The organism is Streptomyces sp. NBC_01142, assembly GCF_026341125.1.
In the GTDB taxonomy this organism is placed as follows: Bacteria; Actinomycetota; Actinomycetes; order Streptomycetales; family Streptomycetaceae; genus Streptomyces.
Map to the genome: position 1 here is coordinate 304,909 of NZ_JAPEOR010000001.1, position 20,644 is coordinate 325,552.

19 protein-coding genes and 4 pseudogenes are annotated in these 20,644 nt (G+C 69.6%); 18 read left to right on the top strand and 5 right to left on the bottom strand.

What is annotated here, in order from left to right:
- Positions 1-79 precede the first annotated feature (79 nt).
- The 7 genes and pseudogenes from OG883_RS01530 (at position 80) to OG883_RS01560 (ending at position 8,696) form a co-directional block, all read left to right on the top strand.
- Positions 80-2,317, top strand: a complete 2,238-nt coding sequence (locus OG883_RS01530) for a serine/threonine-protein kinase (protein WP_266533842.1) — start codon at positions 80-82, stop codon at positions 2,315-2,317.
- Between the two features lie 114 nt (positions 2,318-2,431).
- Positions 2,432-3,631, top strand: a complete 1,200-nt coding sequence (gene mqnC, locus OG883_RS01535) for a cyclic dehypoxanthinyl futalosine synthase (RefSeq protein ID WP_266533845.1) — start codon at positions 2,432-2,434, stop codon at positions 3,629-3,631.
- 107 nt (positions 3,632-3,738) lie between these two features.
- Positions 3,739-4,293 carry a hypothetical protein gene (locus OG883_RS01540; RefSeq protein ID WP_266541154.1) on the top strand — a complete coding sequence of 185 codons (555 nt, stop codon included), beginning with the start codon at positions 3,739-3,741 and terminating at the stop codon, positions 4,291-4,293.
- 137 nt (positions 4,294-4,430) lie between these two features.
- Positions 4,431-5,126, top strand: a complete 696-nt coding sequence (locus OG883_RS01545) for a demethylmenaquinone methyltransferase (RefSeq protein WP_266533847.1) — start codon at positions 4,431-4,433, stop codon at positions 5,124-5,126.
- A 6-nt stretch (positions 5,127-5,132) separates the two neighbouring features.
- Entirely contained in the window at positions 5,133-6,044 is a 912-nt protein-coding gene (locus OG883_RS01550) for a glutaminase (protein WP_266533849.1), read from the top strand.
- 126 nt (positions 6,045-6,170) lie between these two features.
- Positions 6,171-6,239, top strand: a pseudogene (locus OG883_RS01555) (zinc-ribbon domain-containing protein); the annotation flags it as partial.
- Between the two features lie 216 nt (positions 6,240-6,455).
- Positions 6,456-8,696, top strand: a complete 2,241-nt coding sequence (locus OG883_RS01560; RefSeq protein WP_266541673.1) for a hypothetical protein — start codon at positions 6,456-6,458, stop codon at positions 8,694-8,696.
- Here the strand turns inward: OG883_RS01560 and OG883_RS01565 are convergent.
- Positions 8,683-9,201 carry a GNAT family N-acetyltransferase gene (locus OG883_RS01565; protein ID WP_266533852.1) on the bottom strand — a complete coding sequence of 173 codons (519 nt, stop codon included), beginning with the start codon at positions 9,199-9,201 and terminating at the stop codon, positions 8,683-8,685. The genes OG883_RS01560 and OG883_RS01565 overlap by 14 nt on opposite strands.
- Before the next feature lie 98 nt (positions 9,202-9,299).
- Between OG883_RS01565 and OG883_RS01570 the strand changes: the two genes are divergently transcribed.
- Entirely contained in the window at positions 9,300-10,586 is a 1,287-nt protein-coding gene (locus OG883_RS01570) for a geranylgeranyl reductase family protein (protein ID WP_266533854.1), read from the top strand.
- Between the two features lie 128 nt (positions 10,587-10,714).
- Here OG883_RS01570 and OG883_RS01575 read toward each other — a convergent pair whose 3' ends face one another.
- The gene (locus OG883_RS01575; RefSeq protein ID WP_266541676.1) at positions 10,715-10,930 is read right to left on the bottom strand and encodes a hypothetical protein; all 216 of its coding nucleotides are present in this window, start codon (positions 10,928-10,930) and stop codon (positions 10,715-10,717) included.
- Positions 10,931-11,003: 73 nt separating this feature from the next.
- Positions 11,004-11,189: pseudogene (locus tag OG883_RS01580) on the bottom strand (recombinase family protein); the annotation flags it as partial.
- Between the two features lie 375 nt (positions 11,190-11,564).
- On the opposite strand from OG883_RS01580, the gene OG883_RS01585 reads away from it, so the two are divergent.
- The 5 genes and pseudogenes from OG883_RS01585 to OG883_RS01605 all read left to right on the top strand — a co-directional run.
- Positions 11,565-11,975, top strand: coding sequence for a VOC family protein (locus tag OG883_RS01585; RefSeq protein WP_266533863.1), 411 nt, complete (start codon positions 11,565-11,567; stop codon positions 11,973-11,975).
- Positions 11,976-12,180: 205 nt separating this feature from the next.
- On the top strand, positions 12,181-12,705 hold the full coding sequence (locus OG883_RS01590) for a helix-turn-helix transcriptional regulator (RefSeq protein WP_266533866.1): 525 nt from the start codon (positions 12,181-12,183) through the stop codon (positions 12,703-12,705).
- A 5-nt stretch (positions 12,706-12,710) separates the two neighbouring features.
- A complete protein-coding gene (locus tag OG883_RS01595; RefSeq protein ID WP_266533869.1) occupies positions 12,711-13,379 on the top strand; it encodes a glyoxalase in 669 nt (222 codons plus the stop codon).
- Between the two features lie 61 nt (positions 13,380-13,440).
- Positions 13,441-13,719, top strand: a pseudogene (locus OG883_RS01600) (hypothetical protein); the annotation flags it as partial.
- Positions 13,719-13,877, top strand: a pseudogene (locus OG883_RS01605) (transcriptional regulator); the annotation flags it as partial. The pseudogenes OG883_RS01600 and OG883_RS01605, both read left to right, overlap by 1 nt.
- Positions 13,878-13,939: 62 nt before the next feature.
- Here OG883_RS01605 and OG883_RS01610 read toward each other — a convergent pair.
- On the bottom strand, positions 13,940-14,971 hold the full coding sequence (locus tag OG883_RS01610; protein ID WP_266533872.1) for a helix-turn-helix domain-containing protein: 1,032 nt from the start codon (positions 14,969-14,971) through the stop codon (positions 13,940-13,942).
- Between OG883_RS01610 and OG883_RS01615 the strand changes: the two genes are divergently transcribed.
- Positions 14,970-15,959, top strand: a complete 990-nt coding sequence (locus OG883_RS01615; RefSeq protein WP_266533875.1) for an NAD(P)-dependent oxidoreductase — start codon at positions 14,970-14,972, stop codon at positions 15,957-15,959. The two genes, OG883_RS01610 and OG883_RS01615, sit on opposite strands and share 2 nt — an antisense overlap.
- 133 nt (positions 15,960-16,092) lie before the next feature.
- On the opposite strand, the gene OG883_RS01620 is transcribed toward OG883_RS01615, so the two are convergent.
- Positions 16,093-16,914, bottom strand: coding sequence for a C40 family peptidase (locus OG883_RS01620; RefSeq protein WP_266533878.1), 822 nt, complete (start codon positions 16,912-16,914; stop codon positions 16,093-16,095).
- Positions 16,915-17,606: 692 nt separating this feature from the next.
- Here OG883_RS01620 and OG883_RS01625 point away from each other — a divergent pair.
- From OG883_RS01625 to OG883_RS01640, 4 genes are read left to right on the top strand one after another with little or no spacing between them, the layout of a single operon-like run.
- Positions 17,607-17,966 carry an NADH-quinone oxidoreductase subunit A gene (locus tag OG883_RS01625; protein WP_030494815.1) on the top strand — a complete coding sequence of 120 codons (360 nt, stop codon included), beginning with the start codon at positions 17,607-17,609 and terminating at the stop codon, positions 17,964-17,966.
- An 18-nt stretch (positions 17,967-17,984) separates the two neighbouring features.
- Positions 17,985-18,539, top strand: coding sequence for an NADH-quinone oxidoreductase subunit B family protein (locus OG883_RS01630; protein ID WP_266533888.1), 555 nt, complete (start codon positions 17,985-17,987; stop codon positions 18,537-18,539).
- Positions 18,536-19,270, top strand: coding sequence for an NADH-quinone oxidoreductase subunit C (locus tag OG883_RS01635; protein WP_266533891.1), 735 nt, complete (start codon positions 18,536-18,538; stop codon positions 19,268-19,270). Before OG883_RS01630 ends, OG883_RS01635 begins: the two co-directional genes overlap by 4 nt.
- Positions 19,267-20,640 (top strand): NADH-quinone oxidoreductase subunit D, encoded by a 1,374-nt coding sequence (locus tag OG883_RS01640; RefSeq protein ID WP_266533894.1) that lies wholly within the window; start codon positions 19,267-19,269, stop codon positions 20,638-20,640. The genes OG883_RS01635 and OG883_RS01640 overlap by 4 nt, the downstream gene beginning before the upstream one ends.
- The last annotated feature ends 4 nt before the right edge of the window (positions 20,641-20,644 follow it).

Genomic DNA, 20,644 nt, shown 5'->3' on the forward strand with positions numbered 1-20,644 from the left:
CCACCCAACCCGTTCGTCCTTCCTGCCGCACGAACATCTACTGTGGCGTGCACACAGCAAACACGCGAGCAAACACCGTATGGGGGAGACTTCGATGGAGCTGCTGGGGCCGGACGATCCGCAGGAGCTGGGGAGTTACCGACTTCTGAGGCTGCTCGGCGCCGGCGGAATGGGCCGGGTGTATCTGGCACGTTCGCCCGGCGGCCGCACGGTGGCGGTCAAGGTGGTCCGCCCCGATCTCGCGGCGGACGAGGGCTTTCGGCAGCGGTTCCGGCACGAGGTCGACATCGCCAGGGCCGTATCCGGCCGCTACACCGCGCCCGTGGTCGACTCCGCCCCCGACGCGGCGATTCCCTGGCTCGCCACCGCGTACGTCCTTGGCCCCGACCTGACCGATGTGGTGGCCTCCCACGGGGCGCTGCCGGAACGCACCGTGCGCGCGCTCGGCGCGGGCCTGGCCGCGGCGCTCCAGGAGATCCACGCGGCCGGGCTGATTCACCGCGACCTCAAGCCCTCCAATGTGCTGCTGGCGGCGGACGGCCCGCGCGTCATCGACTTCGGCATCGCGCGTGCGGTCGACGGAAACCGGATGACCCAGACGGGAGTCGTCGTCGGTTCGCCGGGCTACATGCCGCCCGAGCAGGCACTGGGCCGGGACGTCGGTACCGCGGGCGATGTCTTCTCGCTCGGCGCGGTACTGGCCTTCGCGGCCACCGGACGCAATGTCTTCGGCGAGGCCGCCCCGGCCGCGATGCTCTACCAGGTCGTGCACGAGGAGCCCGACCTCAACGGAACCCCGCGGGGGCTGACAGGCCTGATACGGGCCTGCCTCGCCAAGGACCCGGCCGCGCGGCCCACACCGGCGGAGGTCCTGCAGGCTCTGGCGCCCGCGGGCACCGGCCAACTCCTGTCCGACTGGCTGCCGTCCGCGGTCGCCTCGACGATCGCCACGCACGCGTCGAGCATCCTCGACCTGGAGACCCCGGCACACGGCAGCACCCCGATGCCCGCCCAGGGCTTCGGCCCACCCCCGACAGCCCTGGACACCCCGACGCCGGGCATGCCCCTGCCTGGCACGGCCCGGCTCGGCGCAGCCCCGGCGCCGTCCCGCCGCCGTTTCCTGGGTCTGGCGGCCGGCGGCGTGGCCGGCGTGGCCGTCGCGGGCACAGGAGCGGCCTGGATGCTCACCCGCGACGGAAAGAAGTCACCGAACAGCAAGGGAAAGCCGGGCAATTCGAGCCGAGGGGGCGCGGCCGGCACGGAAAGCTTCCCGACCCCGCCTCCCGGGACGGCGCCCCAGGTGCTGTGGCACAAGTCGGTGTCGGTCGACACCGTCAGCGTGGACCAACGCCTGCTGGTCCACAACAACATGCTGGTGATCAGCGGCGATCCACTGGTGGCGTACGACGTGAAGACAGGACGTCCGCGCTGGACCCGCAAGGGTGTCGCTCCAGCCGGTTCGCCGCTCCTGTTCGCCGCGGGCAAGCTCTTCCTCGTCAGCACGGAGCACGACGGCACCGTCATCGGCCTCGACGTGAAGACGGGGAAAGAGGCCTGGCGCAGTCGCCTGAGCGAAGACCTGACCGTCGAGAGGACCATCGCTGTCGACGACGCAAGGATTTACGTCGTCGCATCCGTCAATGACGGAAAGATCCGGGACAGGCTCACCGCCGTCGCGGCCATCGACCACCGTACGGGCAAGGTGGCATGGCAGGAGCAGCGCGACGCAGGCACCGACGACTACGACGTCGTGGGCACCGTGGCCGGGAATCGTTTCGTCTACACCGACTCGAACTTCAACCTCACGGTGCGCGACACCGCCAAGGGCAAGCAGCTCTGGAGTCAGAAGATCGGCGACGACCTGGCGTGGACCCCCGAGGTTCACGCCGGGCTCGTCCTCGTCCCCGGTGAGACGCTGCGCGCCGTGGACGTGGAAACCGGCAGGCCCAGTTGGACCCTCTCGCCCCGTGGCCGCCGTGGCTTCAAGGAACCCATGGTCGTCGACGGTGTCCTGTACGCAGCGGACTACGACCAGGGCGTCTGGGCCGTCGACCTCAAGCAGGGCAAGAAGATCTGGCTCTGCGAGGAGCCGGGCGCGCGAAGGGCCCCGACGGAGTTCGTACGCGTCGGCGACACCCTCTACGGAGCCTCGTACGACGACGCGGGCGGGGTCTTCGCCCTGGACCTCAGGACGGGCAAGTCCCGCTGGACGTTCAACGACAACACCGGGAACCTGGAGCAGTGGCACATCGCCGCCTCCGGGAAGCGGCTGCTGGCGACACACGGGGGCGAGATCTACTCCCTCCCGGCAGTCTGAGCGCCCTGCTGCCCGCGCCTCACGAGGCTTCGCGGAGCACCGGGGCCGAGGTCAGCAAGGCCCTGGCGTACGCTGGATCGGTCCGTCCACAACCCCGCCGAAAGGGACGCCCCGGTGACCGAGAAGACCGACCTCCAGTCTGTTCTCGACCGTGCTGCCGCAGGTGGGCGGATCACCCCCGAGGAGGCGCTCGACCTCTACCGTTCCGCGCCGCTGCACGCGCTGGGCGAGGCGGCCGACGCCGTACGCAAGCGTCGGTACGCCGGTACGGAGCACATCGCGACGTACATCATCGAGCGCAACATCAACTACACCAATGTGTGCGTCACCGCATGCAAGTTCTGCGCCTTCTACGCCGCGCCCAAGGACACCGCCAAGGGCTGGACGCGTGACCTGGACGACATCCTGCGGCGCTGCGCCGAGACCGTCGAGCTCGGTGGCACGCAGATCATGTTCCAGGGCGGGCACCACCCGGACTACGGCGTCGAGTACTACGAGAAGCACTTCTCCGCCATCAAGCAGGCCTACCCGCAGCTGGTGATCCACTCGCTGGGCGCGTCCGAGGTCGAGCACATGGCCCGGATCTCCAAGGTCTCCGTCGAGGAGGCGATCCAGCGCATTCACGCCGCCGGTCTCGACTCCTTCGCCGGTGCCGGTGCCGAGCTGCTGCCCGAGCGGCCCCGCAAGGCCATCGCGCCGCTCAAGGAGTCGGGTGAGCGCTGGCTGGAGATCATGGAGGCCGCGCACCGGCTGGGCGTCGAGTCGACCTCCACGATGCTCATGGGCACCGGCGAGACCAACGCCGAGCGCATCGAGCACCTGCGGATGATCCGCGACGTGCAGGACCGCACGGGCGGCTTCCGCGCCTTCATCCCGTACACCTACCAGCCCGAGAACAACCACCTCAAGGGCCGTACGCAGGCGACGATCTTCGAGTACCTGCGGATGATCGCGGTCGCCCGGCTCTTCATGGACAACATCGTGCACATCCAGGGCTCCTGGCTCACCGTGGGCAAGGAGGTCGGCCAGCTGTCGCTGCACTACGGCGCCGACGACCTCGGTTCGATCATGCTCGAGGAGAACGTCGTCTCCTCGGCCGGCGCGAAGCACCGCTCGAACCGTATGGAGATCATCGATCTGATCCGCAAGTCGGGCCGCGTCCCGGCGCAGCGGACGACGACGTACGAGCACATCCTCGTGCACGACGACCCGGCCGACGACCCGGTCGACGAGCGCGTCGTCTCGCACTTCTCCTCCACGGCCATCGAGGGCGGTACGGCCCACCCCGAGCTGAAGCTGCTCGCCTCCAACTAGCGCGGTTCGGGGTCGAGTTGCAGACCATTCACGTCGCGGATGACGCCTTCGTGGGCGGCAGTCCGAGGGTTCACGCCGTCGCCGTGGACGCCGGGCTGATCATCGCGATGGGTACGTACGAGGAGATGGCAGCCGCCCGCCCCCGGGCGCGCGTGCGGCGCTGGCCCGGGCTGCTGACCCCCGGACTGCGGCACCCGCAGGCCGCCGCGCTGCTGGAGACGGCATACCACCCGGACCCGCGCGAGGCGGACGAGCTCGGCACCGAGCCGCTCACCGGCGAGGCACTGGCGGTGCTGGAGCTGGACGACGCCCGGTGGGGCGCGAGCGCGCGGCGCGGGCTGCAGCGGATGCTGAGGCACGGCGTGACCGCGGTCTGCGGCCCGTTCACCCGGCCCGCGGTGCGGACCGCGGTCACCCGGTCGGGTCTGCACATACGGGAACCGAGAGGCGGCGCCGAGCGGGAGACGCTCTCGCTGGACCCGTTCACGGGTTTCCCGCTGAACGCCCTGCTCGACGGGCTCCTCACGGTCGGCGGGCCCGCCGACTTCGCGGTCTTCGACGTCCCGGTCGACGACGTCCCGGCGCGGACGCTGCGGCTGCACGGCGCGGGCAGCTGTGTGGCGACGGTGCTCGGCGGCCGGCTGGTGTACCGGCGCGCGTAGGACGCCCCGCCGGTGCGACGGGCGCCCTGTGCACCGCGGCCGGTCGGCACCGGACTCCCCTTCCCGCCCGGCCCGACCCGGCCGCCCTGCGCGAACCCCGACCGAGCCCGAACGAGCCCGACCGGCACAATGGGATCGTGACCCGAGCATCCCTGGACAAGCAGCCGCACGAAGTCGCCTCGATGTTCGACGACGTGGCGGCGAACTACGACCTCACCAACGACGTGCTCTCGCTCGGCCAGGACCGGCGATGGCGCAAGGAGGTCGCGAAGGCGGTGGACGCCCGCCCGGCCCAGAAGGTGCTCGACCTGGCCGCCGGCACCGGCACCTCCTCGGTGCCGTTCACCACCACCGGCGCGTACGTCGTCCCCTGCGACTTCTCGCTCGGCATGCTGCGCGAGGGCAAGAAGCACCGGCCGTGGCTGCCGCTCACCGCCGGCGACGCGACGAAGCTGCCGTTCCGCGACGATGTCTTCGACGCCGTGACGATCTCCTTCGGGCTGCGCAACGTCCAGGACACGAGCGCGGCGCTGCGCGAGCTGTACCGGGTGACCAAGCCGGGCGGGCGGGTCGTGATCTGCGAGTTCTCGCAGCCGACCTGGGCGCCGTTCCGGACCGTCTACACCGAGTACCTGATGCGCGCGCTGCCTCCCGTGGCGCGGGCGGTCTCCTCCAACCCCGACGCGTACGTCTATCTCGCCGAGTCGATCCGCTCCTGGCCCGACCAGCCGGCACTCGCCTCCCTGCTCCAGCAGGCGGGCTGGTCCAAGGTCGCCTGGCGCAACCTGTCCGGCGGAATCGTCGCGCTGCACCGCGGCACCAAGCCCCGGTAGGCCTCCATGGACTACCAGGCGGTCCTGGAACGGATCGCGGAGGACATCGCGCCGCGGATCGGCAACGGCCGCCCCGCCGAGTACATCCCGGCGCTCGCCTCCGTCGACCCGCACCTCTTCGGCATGGCCATCGCCGACCTCGACGGCAAGGTGTACGGAGTCGGGGACTGGCAGCGCCCCTTCTCCACCCAGTCGATCACCAAGGTCTTCACGCTCGCGCTGGCTCTCGCCCAGGGCGGCGACAGCCTCTGGGAGCACGTCGGCCGTGAGCCCTCCGGCAACCCCTTCAACTCGCTGGTGCAGCTGGAGTACGAGAACGGGATTCCGCGCAATCCCTTCATCAACGCGGGCGCGCTCGTCGTCACCGACCGTCTGCAGACCCTGACCGGCGACGCGAGCAGCGAACTCCTGGAATTCCTGCGGCAGGAGAGCGGAAACCCGGAGCTGGCCTTCGACCCCGAGGTCGCCGAGTCCGAGTCCGCCTACGGCAACCGCAACGCCGCCCTGGCCCACTTCATGGCCTCGTACGGCAATATCACCAACCCGGTCCCCACCCTCCTCGACCACTACTTCTGGCAGTGCGCGATCGAGATGAGCTGTGCCGACCTGGCGCTGGCGGCCCGCTTCCTGGCCCGCCACGGGCTGCGCGCCGACGACTCCCGGCTGCTGACCCGCAGCGAGGCCAAGCAGATCAATGCCGTGATGCTCACCTGCGGTACGTACGACGCGGCCGGCGACTTCGCCTACCGGGTCGGACTGCCGGGCAAGAGCGGTGTGGGCGGCGGGATCGTCGCGGTGGTGCCGGGGCGCTGCACGCTGTGCGTCTGGAGCCCGGGGCTGGACCAGCGCGGCAACTCGGTGGCGGGCGTCGCGGCGCTGGACCGTTTCACGACGCTGACCGGGCTCTCGGTGTTCTAGGGGGGGCCGTTCCCGAAGGGCCGGGCGGGGGCCGCGAGTTGACGGGAACCGGCGGGCGGGGAAGATGTGTCCGTTGTTACGGCAACCATCTCCCCGTCCCCGCCTTGTCACCTCGGAGTGCTCCCCATGCCGTCGTACTGCCCGCACTGCGGAAACCCATCCCCGGATGAGGCTCGCTTCTGCATGAAATGCGGGCGCGAGCAGGTCCCCGCGCCAACTGCGCCTCCGGCAGCGGCGGTTCCCGCGGTTCCCGCGGTTCCGGCGGTTCCCGCGGTTCCGGCGGTTCCGGCGGTTCCCGCAGGTGCCCCGCTCGCCTCGCCGCCTCCTCCGCCACCCCCTGGGTACGTCCCCGTGCCCGCTCAGCCCTCGGCCGTCGGGGTGTTTTTCGGCCGGGCGTTCCGTGGCGACTGGTTGACTTCGGCCAAGGCCGCCGTCTGGCCGGCCGGACTGCTGCTCGTCCTCGCGGCCGCGCTCGCCATCCCCTCGTACGGCCAGGACGACGAGGTCGTCGTCGGGTGGAGCGACCGGCTGCGGATCGCGCTCGCGATGCTGCTCCAGGGGTTCGGCGGCGGCTTCGAGGTGAAGGCGGCGGACGGTCCCGCGCAGTTCCCGTCCGACTCGGGTTCAGGTTCTGGTTCTGGTTCCGGATACGGCTCGGGCTCCTCGGGCGGGCTGTACGGCGACGGCAGCGGCAGCGGCTTCCCCGGCACTTCGGGGTCGGGTTCAGGCTCCGGTTCGGGCTCGGGCTACTCCGACTCGGGCACGGACGCGGTGGCGCAGGGTGCCGCCTCGCTCTCCCTCGTGCCGCTGACGGTGACGGTGCTGTTCGTCGTCGCGCTCTACCTGGGTGCGCGGATGCTGCGCACGCGGGGTGCGGGAGTGGACGCCGCCGTACGGATCTCGCTGCTCGTCACGGGCGTGGTGCTGGTCCTCGGCCTGTTCGCCCAGCCCGAGATCGAGGGCCTGGAGATCTCCTCGTCCCCGCTGCTCGCGGCGCTCGGCGCCCTGGCGATCTCGCTCGTGGTGACCGCCGGTGTGCTCCAGCGCGACGACCTCGCCGCCTGGCTGGCGCAGCGTCCGGCCGCCCGGTCGGCGGTGCGCGCCCTGGGAACGGCGGTGCGTGCGCTCGGTGTGGTGGTGGCGCTCTGCTCCGTGGTCGGCTTCATCGTGTTCGCCAACATGGACGACGTGGACGGAACGGGGCTGCTGATGGCCCTGCCGGTCCTGCCCAACATCGGGTTCGCGGTGCTCGGGCTGAGCTGGGGCGTGCCGGTGGAGTTCGCCGTCCAGGGCCGGATGAGCATGATCGGCTCCGGCGCGGAGCGCGGCAGTTTCGGGCTCGGCGAGATCAGCGACGAGTGGGGCGGTGGCGCGGTGGCCGCGGCGCTGGCCCTCGGTGTGGTCTGCGCGCTCACCCTCGGCGTCTGGGCGGCCCGCCGCTCTGCCGACCGCCGTGAACAACTGCTGGCCGCGGCCTTCGCGCTGGGTCTGATCCTGCTGCTCACGGCCGTCAGCGGGATCTCCGGCGAGTTCGCGGGCGGCGCCGAGGCCTGGGGCGGCCGCGGCACCTCGGAGCTCGCGCCGAGCGTCCCGGACGCGGTGCTGTTCGGACTGCTGTGGGTGGGGGCGGCGACGTTCCTGGGCCCGTACGTGCTGCGGATGTCCGGTCGGCAGGCGGCGGTCCCGGCACCGCCGGCGTACGGACCGGTGGGATCGGTGGGACCAGCGGGACCGGTGGGGTATGCAGCCCCGGCCGCGCCGTACGTGGCGGAGTCGGGTCCTGCCCCCGCACCGGCCGCCCCCGTCCCCGCCCCCGTCCCCGCGCCGTACGTCCCGCAGCCCCAAGTCCCCGCCGCTCACGACCCGTACGCGGTGCAGCTCGCCGCCGCACCGGCCGCCGCGGCCGACCCCGCTGCCGCCGACCGCAAGCGCAAGGTCGTCGTGTGGACGGCCACCCTCACCGCCGCGTTTGTGATCGGTGGCGGCGCCACGGCCGGGGTGCTGATGCTGCAGAAGGACAAGAAGACGTCCGACGAGTCGTCGAACAAACCGCCCGCCGCCGCGCAGTCCGACGTCCCCGAGCAGGCCCCCCAGGACTCGCAGGACCCGCAGCCGTCGCCGTCACCCTCCGGCGCGTCGTCCAGCCCCTCCTCGACCCCGTCCGCCGCCCCTTCCTCGACCCCGACGGGCGATGCCACGCTCCCCGCGGGCTTTGTGCTGAAGCAGGACCCCGCCGGGTTCAGTGTCGGCGTGATGGACGGCTGGAACCGCCGGCAGGCGGGCAGCCAGATCTTCTACGAGGCCCCGACCGGCGGCTCGTACCTCCAGATCGGCGTCATCAAGAGCACGCCGATGTCCTCGTACGACAACTTCGTCGGCCTGGAGAAGAAGCACCTGGCGAACACCGAGGCCGACTACCAGCGCCGGCAACTGGTCCAGAACACCTTCCAGGGACGGCCGGGCGCGCTCTGGGAGTTCACGCACATCCCCGAGCCCGACGAGGGCGGGCGGGTGCGGCACGTCATCGACCAGGCGTTCGTCGCCGCCGACGGCACGGAGTACGCGATCCTCGCCGCAGGCCGCGCCGACCTCTGGGACCCGGAGAAGGACGTGGTGTTCTCCACGGCCGTCAAGACCTTCAGGACCGGCTGAAGTCCAGGCGGAAGCAGTACCCCTCCTGCGTGGACTCCGGCGTCGTGAAGGTCTCGGTGAGCTCCATGCCCAGTCGCCGGGTCACGGCGATCGAGCGCTCGTTGCGGGCGTTCACCATCGCCACCACCCGCTCCACCCCCGCCGCCCGTACCCGCTCCAGCGTGGTGCGGGCGGCGGTGGTCGCGTACCCCTTGCCCCACGCGCCCCGCGCCAGCCGCCAGCCGATCTCGATCTCGCCGACCGGTCCGAAGCTCTCGTGCGGCCAGGGCTGCGCGCCGGTGAAGCCGATGACCTCGCCGTCCTCGTCGAGCATGGTCCACAGGCAGAAGCCGCGCTCGGCATCATGCATGCGCTGCCGGGCGGTCAGCTCCTCGTAGACCGAAAGCTCCGCCGATGCCCCGCCGTGGAATTCCATGACGTCCGGGTCGTCGAAGACCCGGTGCCAGGCGAACGCGTCCTCGTCCGTGGGTACGCGCAGCTGGATGACGGGGAGCGGCCTGCTCATGGGGGGAGCCCTTCAGTTTGTGGATCAGTACGCCCCCATAGACTGCACATGTCCTGTGCCCTTCGGTACGCAATATCGAGTCTTCGGGAGAACCCGCCGTGACCGAGCCCCTCTCCGAACACACCGCCGATGTGATCGTCGTCGGGGCAGGCCCGGCCGGCTCCACGACCGCGTACTACCTCGCCAAGGCCGGACTGGACGTCCTGCTCCTGGAGAAGACCGCCTTCCCGCGCGAGAAGGTGTGCGGCGACGGCCTCACGCCCCGCGCCACCAAGCAGCTGGTCGCGATGGGCATCGACATCTCCGAGGAAGCCGGCTGGCTGCGCAACAAGGGCCTGCGGATCATCGGCGGCGGGGTGCGGCTCCAGCTCGACTGGCCGGATCTCGCCTCGTACCCGGACTACGGACTGGTCCGCAAGCGTGACGACTTCGACGAGCAGCTGGCACGGCAGGCGCAGAAGGCGGGCGCGCGGCTGTACGAGCGGTGCAATGTCGGCGCTCCGATCATCGACGACCGTACGGGCCGTATCACCGGCGTCAACGCCAAGGTGGGCGAGGAGAAGACCCCGGTCACCTTCCACGCGCCGCTCGTTGTCGCCGCCGACGGCAACTCCAGCCGGATCTCCCTCGCCATGGGGCTGCACCGGCGCGAGGACCGTCCGATGGGTGTGGCCGTACGGACGTACTTCACCTCGCCCCGCCACGACGATGACTACCTGGAGTCCTGGCTGGAGCTGTGGGACCGCCGCGGCCCCGGCGAGGACCGCCTCCTGCCCGGCTACGGCTGGATCTTCGGCATGGGCGACGGCACCTCCAACGTCGGCCTCGGCGTACTGAACACCTCCGCCTCCTTCAAGGAGCTGGACTGGCGCGAGGTGCTGAAGGCCTGGTGCGCCTCGATGCCCGAGGACTGGGGCTACACCGAGGAGAACATGACGATGCCGATCCGCGGCGCCGCGCTCCCGATGGCCTTCAACCGTCAGCCGCACTACACCAAGGGCCTGCTGCTGGTCGGCGACGCGGGCGGGCTGGTCAACCCGTTCAACGGCGAGGGCATCGCGTACGCCATGGAGTCCGGCCAGATCGCCGCCGACGTGATCGTGCAGGCGAACGCCCGGCAGACACCGGCGCAGCGGGAGCTGGCGCTGCACCGCTACCCGAAGGTCCTCAAGGACACGTACGGCGGTTACTACACGCTCGGCCGCGCCTTTGTGAAGCTCATCGGCAACCCGAAGGTCATGAAGATCGCGACGCAGCGCGGTCTGACCCACCCGCTGCTGATGAAGTTCACGCTGAAGATGCTGGCCAACCTCACCGACCCGACGGGCGGCGACGCGATGGACCGCATCATCAACGGCCTCTCGAAGGTGGCCCCGCGTTCGTGATCATTCAACCGGGATCGCGGAACATCCGCTGAACTGCGGTGCTACAGCCTACGGCGCGAGTCCTTTCGCGCCGTAGGCATGACTCCGCCCGTCGGCTATGGGGCACCGACGGGCGGTGGCGGGCGGGGCTACGAGGCTCGCGTGCGCCAGTAGGTCACCCAGTCATGCGCGAGTCGGCCCATGTGCTTCTTCCAGTCCTGCGGGTCGTTCCGGGCGATCTCGTCCCAGGTGCGGGCGTTCGCCTCGTTGAACGCAGCGACGGATGCGTGCGGGGCTGCTGCCCATGACGGGAACTGTTCGCGTGCCCATGAGTCCGCAGCTTCCGCGGTGTGGCCGGCTTCCATGAGTCGCAGGATGAGCACGGCGGGGTCGATCCATGCCGCACCGCGGGTGGGCCATGCCCATGTGCACGGTGTCGCCCGGCCGCGCGTAGGCCAGCAGCTCGCCGAACTTCGGGCGCTGAAGCGGGTGGAGGCGGCTGGAGGTACCGGACTCCTCCTCGAACGGGATCGGGTCCTCGATCCCGGCCTCGTCCAGGACCAGGTTCTGCCGGGCGGTCGACTGCTGGTCGGTCGAGACCCGCTTGTAGATCAGGTTTGCCATCGGGGCCCTTCCGCGCGGAGAAGTGGACCCTATCTGTCGTCAAACCCTGTCATCAATCACCATCGGATCTGATTGGATTCGAACCGCCCCGGCACCCCGAAATGTCTGGGTTCATTGGACGCCCGCGGTGCCTGTCGTCATTCGATTGCTTGCTGACACCCGGACGTTGCCCGTGATGTGAGCCTGGGGGGATGCATCGGAACGAAAGGCCGGCGCTGACCCTCCGTAGGCCCTGGCGGACGGCTGACGGGGCGTCGGGCGCAAGCGTGGGGCGCGTGTGCACGCCACGGGGCAAGTCCCTGAACATGTGGGTGTGTTGGAATTGATCAGGAACCGAGATGCGCGGTTCGCGGAACCGCCTCTAACCTGCCCGCCATGGACATCACCATTCACACGAGTTCCCTCCCGCACGATGACCCGGATGCGTCGCTCGCCTTCTACCGCGACGTCCTCGGCTTCGAGGTCCGAAGCGATGTCGGGCAGGGCAAGATGCGGTGGATCACGGTCGGCCCGGCAGGTCAGCCTGACACGTCGATTCTTCTGGCACCGCCGGCTGCCGACCCGGGAGTCACCGAAGACGAGCGCCGCACCATCGCGGAGATGATGGCCAAGGGCACCTACGGCTGGATACTGCTGGCCACCCCGGACCTCGATGCAACTTTCGAGAAGGCGCAGGCCGGTGATACCGAGGTCGTCCAGGAGCCGACCGAGCAGCCGTACGGCATTCGCGACTGCGCGTTCCGCGATCCTGCGGGCAACCTGGTCCGCATCCAGGAGCTTTGCTGATCCTGACGAGTATCGGTGCGGCCGTCCGGGGCCGACTGCGTGACCACCTGCAGAAGACGCGGCGTCACATCCGTACAGAGGTTCCTGCTGCGCCAGCCGCCCACCAGGGCTGGTCATCATCACCGAGCGCCTGGGGTAACCGCCTCGGCGGGTACCCCAGGCGCTCGTCGACGTTGATGGAAGATGAGAAAAGGGGAGGGTTCTCATGTGTCAGCCCGAGTGGCGGCGTGCCCGTGTCCAGGCGCAGCGCCTGGCTGATCTTGCGCGGCTGCGCCGCGTCCGCGACCGGATCGACAGGGAGTACGCGCAACCGCTGAACGTGGAGGCGCTCGCCCGCGGTGTGAACATGTCCGCCGGGCACCTCAGCCGTCAATTCAGGGCCGCCTACAGTGAGTCGCCGTACGCGTACCTGATGACGCGTCGCATCGAGCGCGCGACGGCGCTGTTGCGGCGAGGCGACCTCAGCGTCACCGAGGTCTGCTTCGCGGTCGGCTGCGCGTCGCTCGGCACGTTCACCACCCGCTTCACGGAGCTCGTCGGAATGTCACCAGGGGTCTTCCGGCGCCAGGCTGCGGATGCGGCGGCCGACCGTGCCGATGCTGCAGGTACGGCCCGCGATGCGGGGTCGTCGGCGATCAGGGTGGAGGGAATGCCGGCGTGTGTGGCGAAGCAAGTGACAAGACCCGTCAGGAATCGAGAAGTCACGGCCACCGAGCAGCCCCTAGCGTGATGGCCATGGCAATCACCGCATCCAACACGTCCCTCGCATCCGTCACCCTGGAGGTGGCCGACCCCGAGGCCGCCCGCCGCTTCTACAGCGCCTTCGGAGTGGACACGTACATCCGCCTGCGGACGTCCGAGGCGCACTCGACCGGATTCCGTGGTTTCACCCTGGCGCTCACAGTGTCGCAGCCGGCCACCGTCGACAGCTTCGTCGGCGCCGCCCTGGACGCCGGCGCCACGGTGCTGAAGCCCGCCGCGAAGTCACTGTGGGGCTACGGCGGCGTCGTCCAGGCCCCGGACGGGACGATCTGGAAGATCGCCACCTCGGCGAAGAAGGACACCGGCCCGGCCACTCGTGAGATCGACGAGATCGTGCTCCTGCTAGGCGTCGAGGACGTGAAGGCCAGCAAGCAGTTCTACGTCGGCCGCGGCCTGACCGTGGCCAGGAGCTTCGGCGGCAAGTACGCCGAGTTCACCTCCGACGAGTCCGGCTCCATCAAGCTGGCGCTGTACAAGCGCGGCGGGCTGGCCAAGGACCTCGGCGTCCCTGCCGACGGCACCGGCTCGCACCGCGTCGTCCTCGGCAACACCGTCGGCCCCTTCGCCGATCTGGACGGATTCGTCTGGGAGGCTGCCGGGGTGCTCGCCCCGGCGCCGTCCACGCCGTCTCCCCTGTCCTGACCCATGCCCCGCACTCCCGCCCCGAACCGCCTCATCCCCGTACGAAGGAAACCTGCCATGCATGCAGTCGTCCGCCGGGAACTCCGACACGACCTCTGAGCAGTACAAGGGCTTTTCCGCTGAGGAGCGGACCGCGATGAAGGAGCACGCGCAGGAACAGAAGAAGGCGGCGGTGCGGCGCGGTTCGTCCCGGGCGGAGAAGGAGGCGGCAGCGGAGCGGGACGTGCTCGCGAAGATCGCCGAGATGCCGGAAGCGGACCGGGTCCTTGCCGAGCGGATTCACGACATCATCAAGACCGCCGCTCCGGACCTCACGTCGAAGTTCTGGTACGGGATGCCGCCGCCGGTCTCCGCACGCTCTCTCTGTCTCGGCAGGTGAAGAGTTCGCGGTGCGTCGAGGCCGTGCAGGACCTGCAACGGCGGATGCAGCCGTTCGGAGATCACCGACTCGTCGCTGATTTCAGCGAGCGGGCGCGCGATCTGGTCGCCGCTGCCTGACGCAATAGGGCGCCCCGTCGGCAGGGAGCCGGTGAGCGGAGCGCAGCCGTGTCCAGCCGGTCTTACCCAGGTGGCTCCGAAGGCTTGAACGCCTGCCGGTAGTGGGCGGGGGAGACCCCGAGCGTACGGGTGAAGTGGCGGCGCAGATTGGCCGCGCTGCCCAGCCCGCTGCGTTCCCCGATCTGTTCCACGGGCAGCTCGGTGGTCTCCAGCAGCGACTGCGCGCGTGCCAGACGCTGGTTCAGCAGCCACTGGAGCGGTGTGGTGCCGGTCGCGGCCTGCAGCCGGCGGAAGAAGGTGCGCGGGCTCATCCGGGCCCGGCGTGCCATGTCATCGACGGTCAGTGGCCGGTGCAGCTGCTCGGTCGCCCACTGGAGCACGGGCCCCAGGCTGTCGTCGTCGGCCGCGGGCACGGGCAGCTCGATGAACTGGGCCTGTCCGCCGGTGCGATGCGCGGGGACGACGAGCCTGCGGGCCAGCTGGTTGGCGACCTGGGCGCCGAGATCCTGGCGGACCAGATGCAGACAGAGGTCGAGGGCGGCGGTGGCGCCCGCGCTGGTCAGGACGTTCCCCTCGTCGGTGTAGAGCACGGAGTCGTCGACGATCACCTCGGGGTGGCGGGCCGCGAGTTCACGGGTGTGCCCCCAGTGGGCGGTGGCGCGGCGGCCGTCGAGGAGTCCGGCCGCGGCGAGCGCGAAGGCGCCGGTGCACAGGGAGACCATGCGGGCACCCGAGCAGGCGGCCGCGCGCAGGGCGTCGACGAGCTCGGCCGGCACGTCCTTGCCGCCCTCGACGCAGGCGTCCGGCACGGAGGGCACGATCACGGTGTCCGCGCCGACGAGGGCGTCGAGGCCATGATCCGTACGGAGTGAGAAGGCGGGGCCCGCCGAGGGGAGGCCGGTCCCGGACGAGGGCGCACCGGCGGCGGACGAGGGCGTGCCGGTGCCGCAGAGCCTCAGCTCGTACCAGGGGTCGGCGAGGTCCGGGTGCGGGATGCCGAACACCGTGCAGGCGATGGAGAGCTCGTACAGCTCCCACAGGGACAGGCCCGTGTCCTCGGTGACAACGGCCACGGCGACGGTTCCTGGACCCATGCGGAGGAGCGTACGGCAGGAATTTTGCGGAGGTGGGCAGTCCTGCCACTGTCGGCCGTTTCCCTCCCCTGCGAACGTGGATCTTGCACAAGGAACCGCTAAAAATGGGGAGTTAACACATATGAGCCGCGAAACGGTCACAGTCATCGGTCTGGGGCAGATGGGCTCGGCCCTCGCCGGCGCGTTCCTGGCCGCAGGGCACCCGACGACCGTCTGGAACCGCACGCCCGGCAAGGCGGACGCCCTGGCGGCGAAAGGCGCCACGCGCGCCCAGAGCGTCGCCGAGGCCGTCGAGGCCGGCGAGCTCGTGGTCGTCTGCGTCCTGGACTACGCCGCCGTACACGAGCTCCTCGACCCTGCTGCCGCCTCGCTCGACGGCAGGGTCCTGGTGAACCTCACCTCCGGTTCCCCGGAGCAGGCCCGCGAGACGGCCGCCTGGGCCGCCGGACAGGGCGCCCGCTACCTCGACGGCGGCATCATGTCGACGCCGCCCGGCGTCGGGAACCCGGCGAGCATGATTCTCTACAGCGGTTCGTCCGAGGCGCTGGCGACGCACCGGGAGGCTCTGACTGCGCTGGGTGACCCGGTCGACCTGGGCGAGGACGCAGGGCTGGCCTCGCTGTACGACACGGGGCTGCTCGGCCTGATGTGGTCGGTGTTCGGCGGCTGGCTGCACGCCACGGCGCTGGTCGGCGCGGACGGGGTGGCCGCGAGCACGTTCGCGCCGCTCGCGATCCGCTGGCTGACGGCCGTGGCCGGCTTCATGGACACCTACGCGGGGCAGATCGACGCCGGTCACTACCCGGGCGACGACGCCACCATCGACGTACAGCTGGTGGCGGTCGAGCATCTGCTGCACGCGGGCCGGGACCGCGGGATCGACGGCCGGCTGCCCGAGCTGCACCGGGAGTTGATGGCGCGCGCGGTCGCGGACGGTCATGGCGGGGACAGCTACGCCCGCCTGATCGAGGCCTTCCGCAAGGGCTGACCGCAAGGGCTGACCGCAGGGGCTGAGGCGCACACGGCACGTTGCGCGGAAGGGCCGTCGCTCCCGGGCGTGGGAGCGATGGCCCTTCCGTATGCGTCACGCGTCCGCGGGCCGGCGTGCGCCCGCAGGTCGATCAGAGAACGCGGACCGCACCGCTCGCCGGGTAGCCCGACAGGTCCTGGATGACGACGCCCTTGCCCGGGTTGGCGGCGTCGAGGTACTGACCGTCACCGATGTAGACACCGGTGTGGTACGCGGAACCGGCGCCGCCCCAGTAGAGGATGTCACCGACCTGGAGGTTGGAGGTGCCCACCTGGGTGCCGGCCAGCGACTGGTCCTGCGAGACGCGCGGGAGGTCGACGCCGACCGTGCGGAACGCGGCCTGGACGAGGCTGGAGCAGTCCCAGGAGTTGGGCCCGGTGGCGCCCATGACGTAGGCGTCGCCCAGCTGCGCCTTGAGGAAGGCGACGACGCTCGCGGCGGAGCCGGTCGCCGGGGCGGAGCTGGAGGAGTCGGCAGAGCTGTCGGAGCCCGCGCTGTAGCCGGAGAGCGTCGTGCGCTCGGTGTCGCGGGAGGCGCGCTCCTTGGCCTCAGCCTCGGCGCGCTCCTTGGCCTCGGCCTTCTCCTTGGCCTCGGCCTCGCGGACCGCCTCGGCCTTGGCCTTCTTGGCGACCTTCGCGGCCTTGGCGGCCGCGGCGTTCTCCTGGGCCTGCAGCTCGAGGTCGAGCGCGACCTGCTGGGTGGCCTCGGCGGACTGGGCGACGGTGGTGGAGAGACCGGACGTCAGGGTGGGCATCTCAATGGTCTCGGTCACCGGATCGGCTATCGCCGGCCCGGCGGCTCCGGCCACCGCGATGGTGCTGAGGACGCCACCGGCAACTCCGGCCCGCAGCGCGAGCTTCGAAGCGCTGCGGCGGGGCTTCCGGTGGCTGGGTATGTGAGCGGTGTGGGACATGAGGACAACCGCTATCAGGGCCTCACGGTTCCCTTCAAGAAACGTGGCTTGCGCCACAGTTGTGTGCGGAAGCTTTGAATCCGCCTTCTCTGCGCCCTTATTGACGCCGTAACGGGCAAAACGGGCAGCCTTGATCACGGCTGTGGTCACGGACTTTCCGTAAAAGGTCCGAATTGCCTGGCGCTTACCACCCCTTCACACCGATGGCCAAGCCCGCTTTCGCCGACACCGTGAGAGCGTGATGCAGGTCACAGAGTGATCAACGTTCGGCGGCTCGGCGGCTCGTGAATCCATGCACGCGTCCACGCGCATCCGCGCCGTCCCCCCGGCCGGGTGACGAGCGGTCCACTATCACCCGTTGCGGTCCATCGCCAATTTGCCCCTGCGTGCCACTACTTGGTAGGGCATCACGCCCCCGACCAGCGGTAACACCTCCAGATGTCACGTCTGGTGATCGCTCGTGCGCTTCGCGTACAAAGATCACTGCTCATCCGACTTCATGATCGTTCGCCTGGTGGTGGAGATCACAAAGCCGTTGTCGTACCCCGTGTCGCAGATCACAGACCGGCAGGCATAGGATGCGGAGCAGTCGGGCTTGTGAACTGCCTCACATATGCATGATCTTCGCGAGGCGGCGAGGCGCATGCCCGGTGCGGTCCAACGGTCAAGGACGACTGGAAGGAGCGAGGAGGGTGAATGCTTACGCGCCCATCCTTGTGCTCGGCGCCCTCGGGGCAGGGTTTGCGATCTTCTCCGTGGTCATGGCCACGCTTATCGGCCCCAAGCGGTACAACCGGGCAAAACTAGAGGCATACGAGTGCGGGATCGAACCCACTCCCACGCCGGCCGGAGGCGGCCGCTTTCCCATCAAGTACTACCTGACGGCGATGCTCTTCATCGTCTTCGACATCGAGATCGTCTTCCTCTACCCCTGGGCGGTCACCTTCGACGCCCTGGGGCTTTTCGGGCTCGTGGAGATGCTGCTCTTCGTGCTCACCGTCTTCGTCGCCTACGCGTATGTGTGGCGGCGCGGCGGCCTGGAATGGGACTGAGGGCTGAGGAGCACACCAATGGGAATCGAAGAGAAGCTGCCGAGCGGTTTTCTGCTGACCACCGTCGAACAGGCCTCGGGCTGGGTGCGCAAGTCATCCGTCTTCCCGGCCACGTTCGGTCTGGCCTGCTGCGCCATCGAGATGATGACGACCGGCGCCGGCCGTTACGACCTGGCGCGCTTCGGCATGGAGGTCTTCCGCGGCTCGCCGCGCCAGGCCGACCTGATGATCGTCGCCGGGCGGGTCAGCCAGAAGATGGCGCCGGTCCTGCGGCAGGTCTATGACCAGATGCCCAACCCCAAGTGGGTAATTTCCATGGGTGTTTGTGCGTCATCGGGTGGAATGTTCAACAATTATGCGATTGTGCAGGGCGTTGACCACATTGTTCCTGTTGACATCTATTTGCCAGGCTGCCCGCCGCGTCCCGAGATGCTGATGGACGCGATTCTCAAGCTCCACCAGAAGATCCAGACCTCCAAGCTCGGGGTCAATGCGGAGGAAGCGGCCCGCGAGGCGGAGGAGGCGGCCCTCAAGGCGCTCCCCACCATCGAGATGAAGGGGCTGCTCCGGTGAACGAGACCAATGAGCCGAACCCCGACAGGGAAGTGGGCGCGCAGAACCTGCCGGGGCAGCGCGGCGAGCACGGCGAGGAGGTCCGCGTCCAGCTCGGCATGTTCGGCGCCAGCAACGGCGGCGACACCTCGGGGTACGGCGGCCTCGTCCGCTCCGTACGTCTCCCGGGCCCGGCCACCCGCCCCTACGGCGGCTACTTCGACGAGATCGCCGACGAGCTCGAAGGCGCGCTGGAGGAACAGGGACTCGTCCCCGAGAACGCCATCGAGAAGACGGTCGTCGACCGCGGCGAACTCACCTTCCACATCGCGCGCGAGCACCTGCTGACCGTGGCGCAGACCCTGCGGGACGACCCCGCCCTGCGCTTCGAGCTCTGTACGGGCGTCAGCGGCGTCCACTTCCTCGAGGACAAGGGCCGCGAGCTGCACGCCGTCTACCACCTGCGCTCGCTCACCCACGGCCGGCTGCTCCGCCTCGAGGTCTCCGCCCCGGACAGTGACCCGCACGTCCCGTCCCTGGTCGCGGTCTACCCGACCAACGACTGGCACGAGCGCGAGACGTACGACTTCTTCGGGCTCGTCTTCGACGGCCACCCCGCCCTGACCCGGATCATGATGCCGGACGACTGGCAGGGCTTCCCGCAGCGCAAGGACTATCCCCTCGGCGGAATCGCCGTCGAGTACAAGGGCGCCCAGATCCCGGCTCCGGACCAGCGGAGGTCGTACTCGTGAGCACTTCACACTCCCGCCCGTCTCCCGGCCACCACCCCTCGACGAGTCCCTTCGGGACACCGGCCGACGCACGCGAGACCACCGAGGGGACTGTATATACAGTCACCGGCGGCGACTGGGACGAGGTCGTCCAGTCCGCGGCCAAGGCCGACGACGAGCGGATCGTCGTCAACATGGGCCCGCAGCACCCGTCCACGCACGGCGTGCTCCGGCTGATCCTGGAGATCGACGGCGAGACGGTCACCGAGGCCCGCTGCGGCATCGGCTATCTGCACACCGGCATCGAGAAGAACCTCGAGTACCGGACCTGGACGCAGGGCACCACCTTCGTCACGCGCATGGATTACCTCACCTCGTTCTACAACGAGACGGCGTACTGCCTGGGCGTGGAGAAACTGCTCGGTATCACCGACCAGGTCCCGGACCGGGCGTCGATCATCCGCGTGCTGCTGATGGAGCTCAACCGGCTCTCCTCCCATCTGGTGTGCATTGCCACCGGCGGTATGGAGCTCGGCGCCACCACGATCATGATCTACGGGTTCCGGGACCGCGAAATGATCCTGGATCTGTACGAGCTGATCACCGGCCTGCGGATGAACCACGCGTTCATCCGGCCCGGGGGACTCGCCCAGGACCTGCCGCCCGGCGCGGTCGACGCGATGCGCGAGTTCGTCAAGAAGATGAGCAAGAACCTGCCGGAGTACGACAAGCTCGCCACCGGCAATCCCATCTTCAAGGCCCGTATGCAGGACGTCGGCTATCTCGATCTGACCGGCTGCATGGCGCTGGGCGCGACGGGGCCGATCCTGCGCGCCGCGGGCCTCGCCCACGATCTGCGCAAGACCGACCCGTACTGCGGATACGAGAACTACGAGTTCGACGTACCGACCGCCGACAGCTGCGACGCGTACGGCCGCTTCCTGATCCGCCTGGAGGAGATGCGGCAGTCGCTGCGCATCGTCGAGCAGTGCCTGGACCGCCTTGAGCCGGGTCCGGTGATGGTCGCGGACAAGAAGATCGCCTGGCCCGCGCAGCTCGCGCTGGGTCCCGACGGTCTCGGCAACTCCCTCGACCACATCAAGAAGATCATGGGCACCTCCATGGAGGCCCTGATCCACCACTTCAAGCTGGTGACCGAGGGCTTCCGGGTTCCGCCCGGACAGGCGTACGCCGCAGTCGAGTCGCCCAAGGGCGAGCTCGGCGTGCACGTCGTCTCGGACGGGGGCACCCGTCCCTACCGGGTCCACTTCCGCGACCCGTCCTTCACCAATCTGCAGGCCATGGCGGCGATGTGCGAGGGCGGCCAGGTCGCCGACGTCATCGTTGCCGTCGCGTCCATCGACCCCGTGATGGGAGGCGTCGACCGGTGACAGA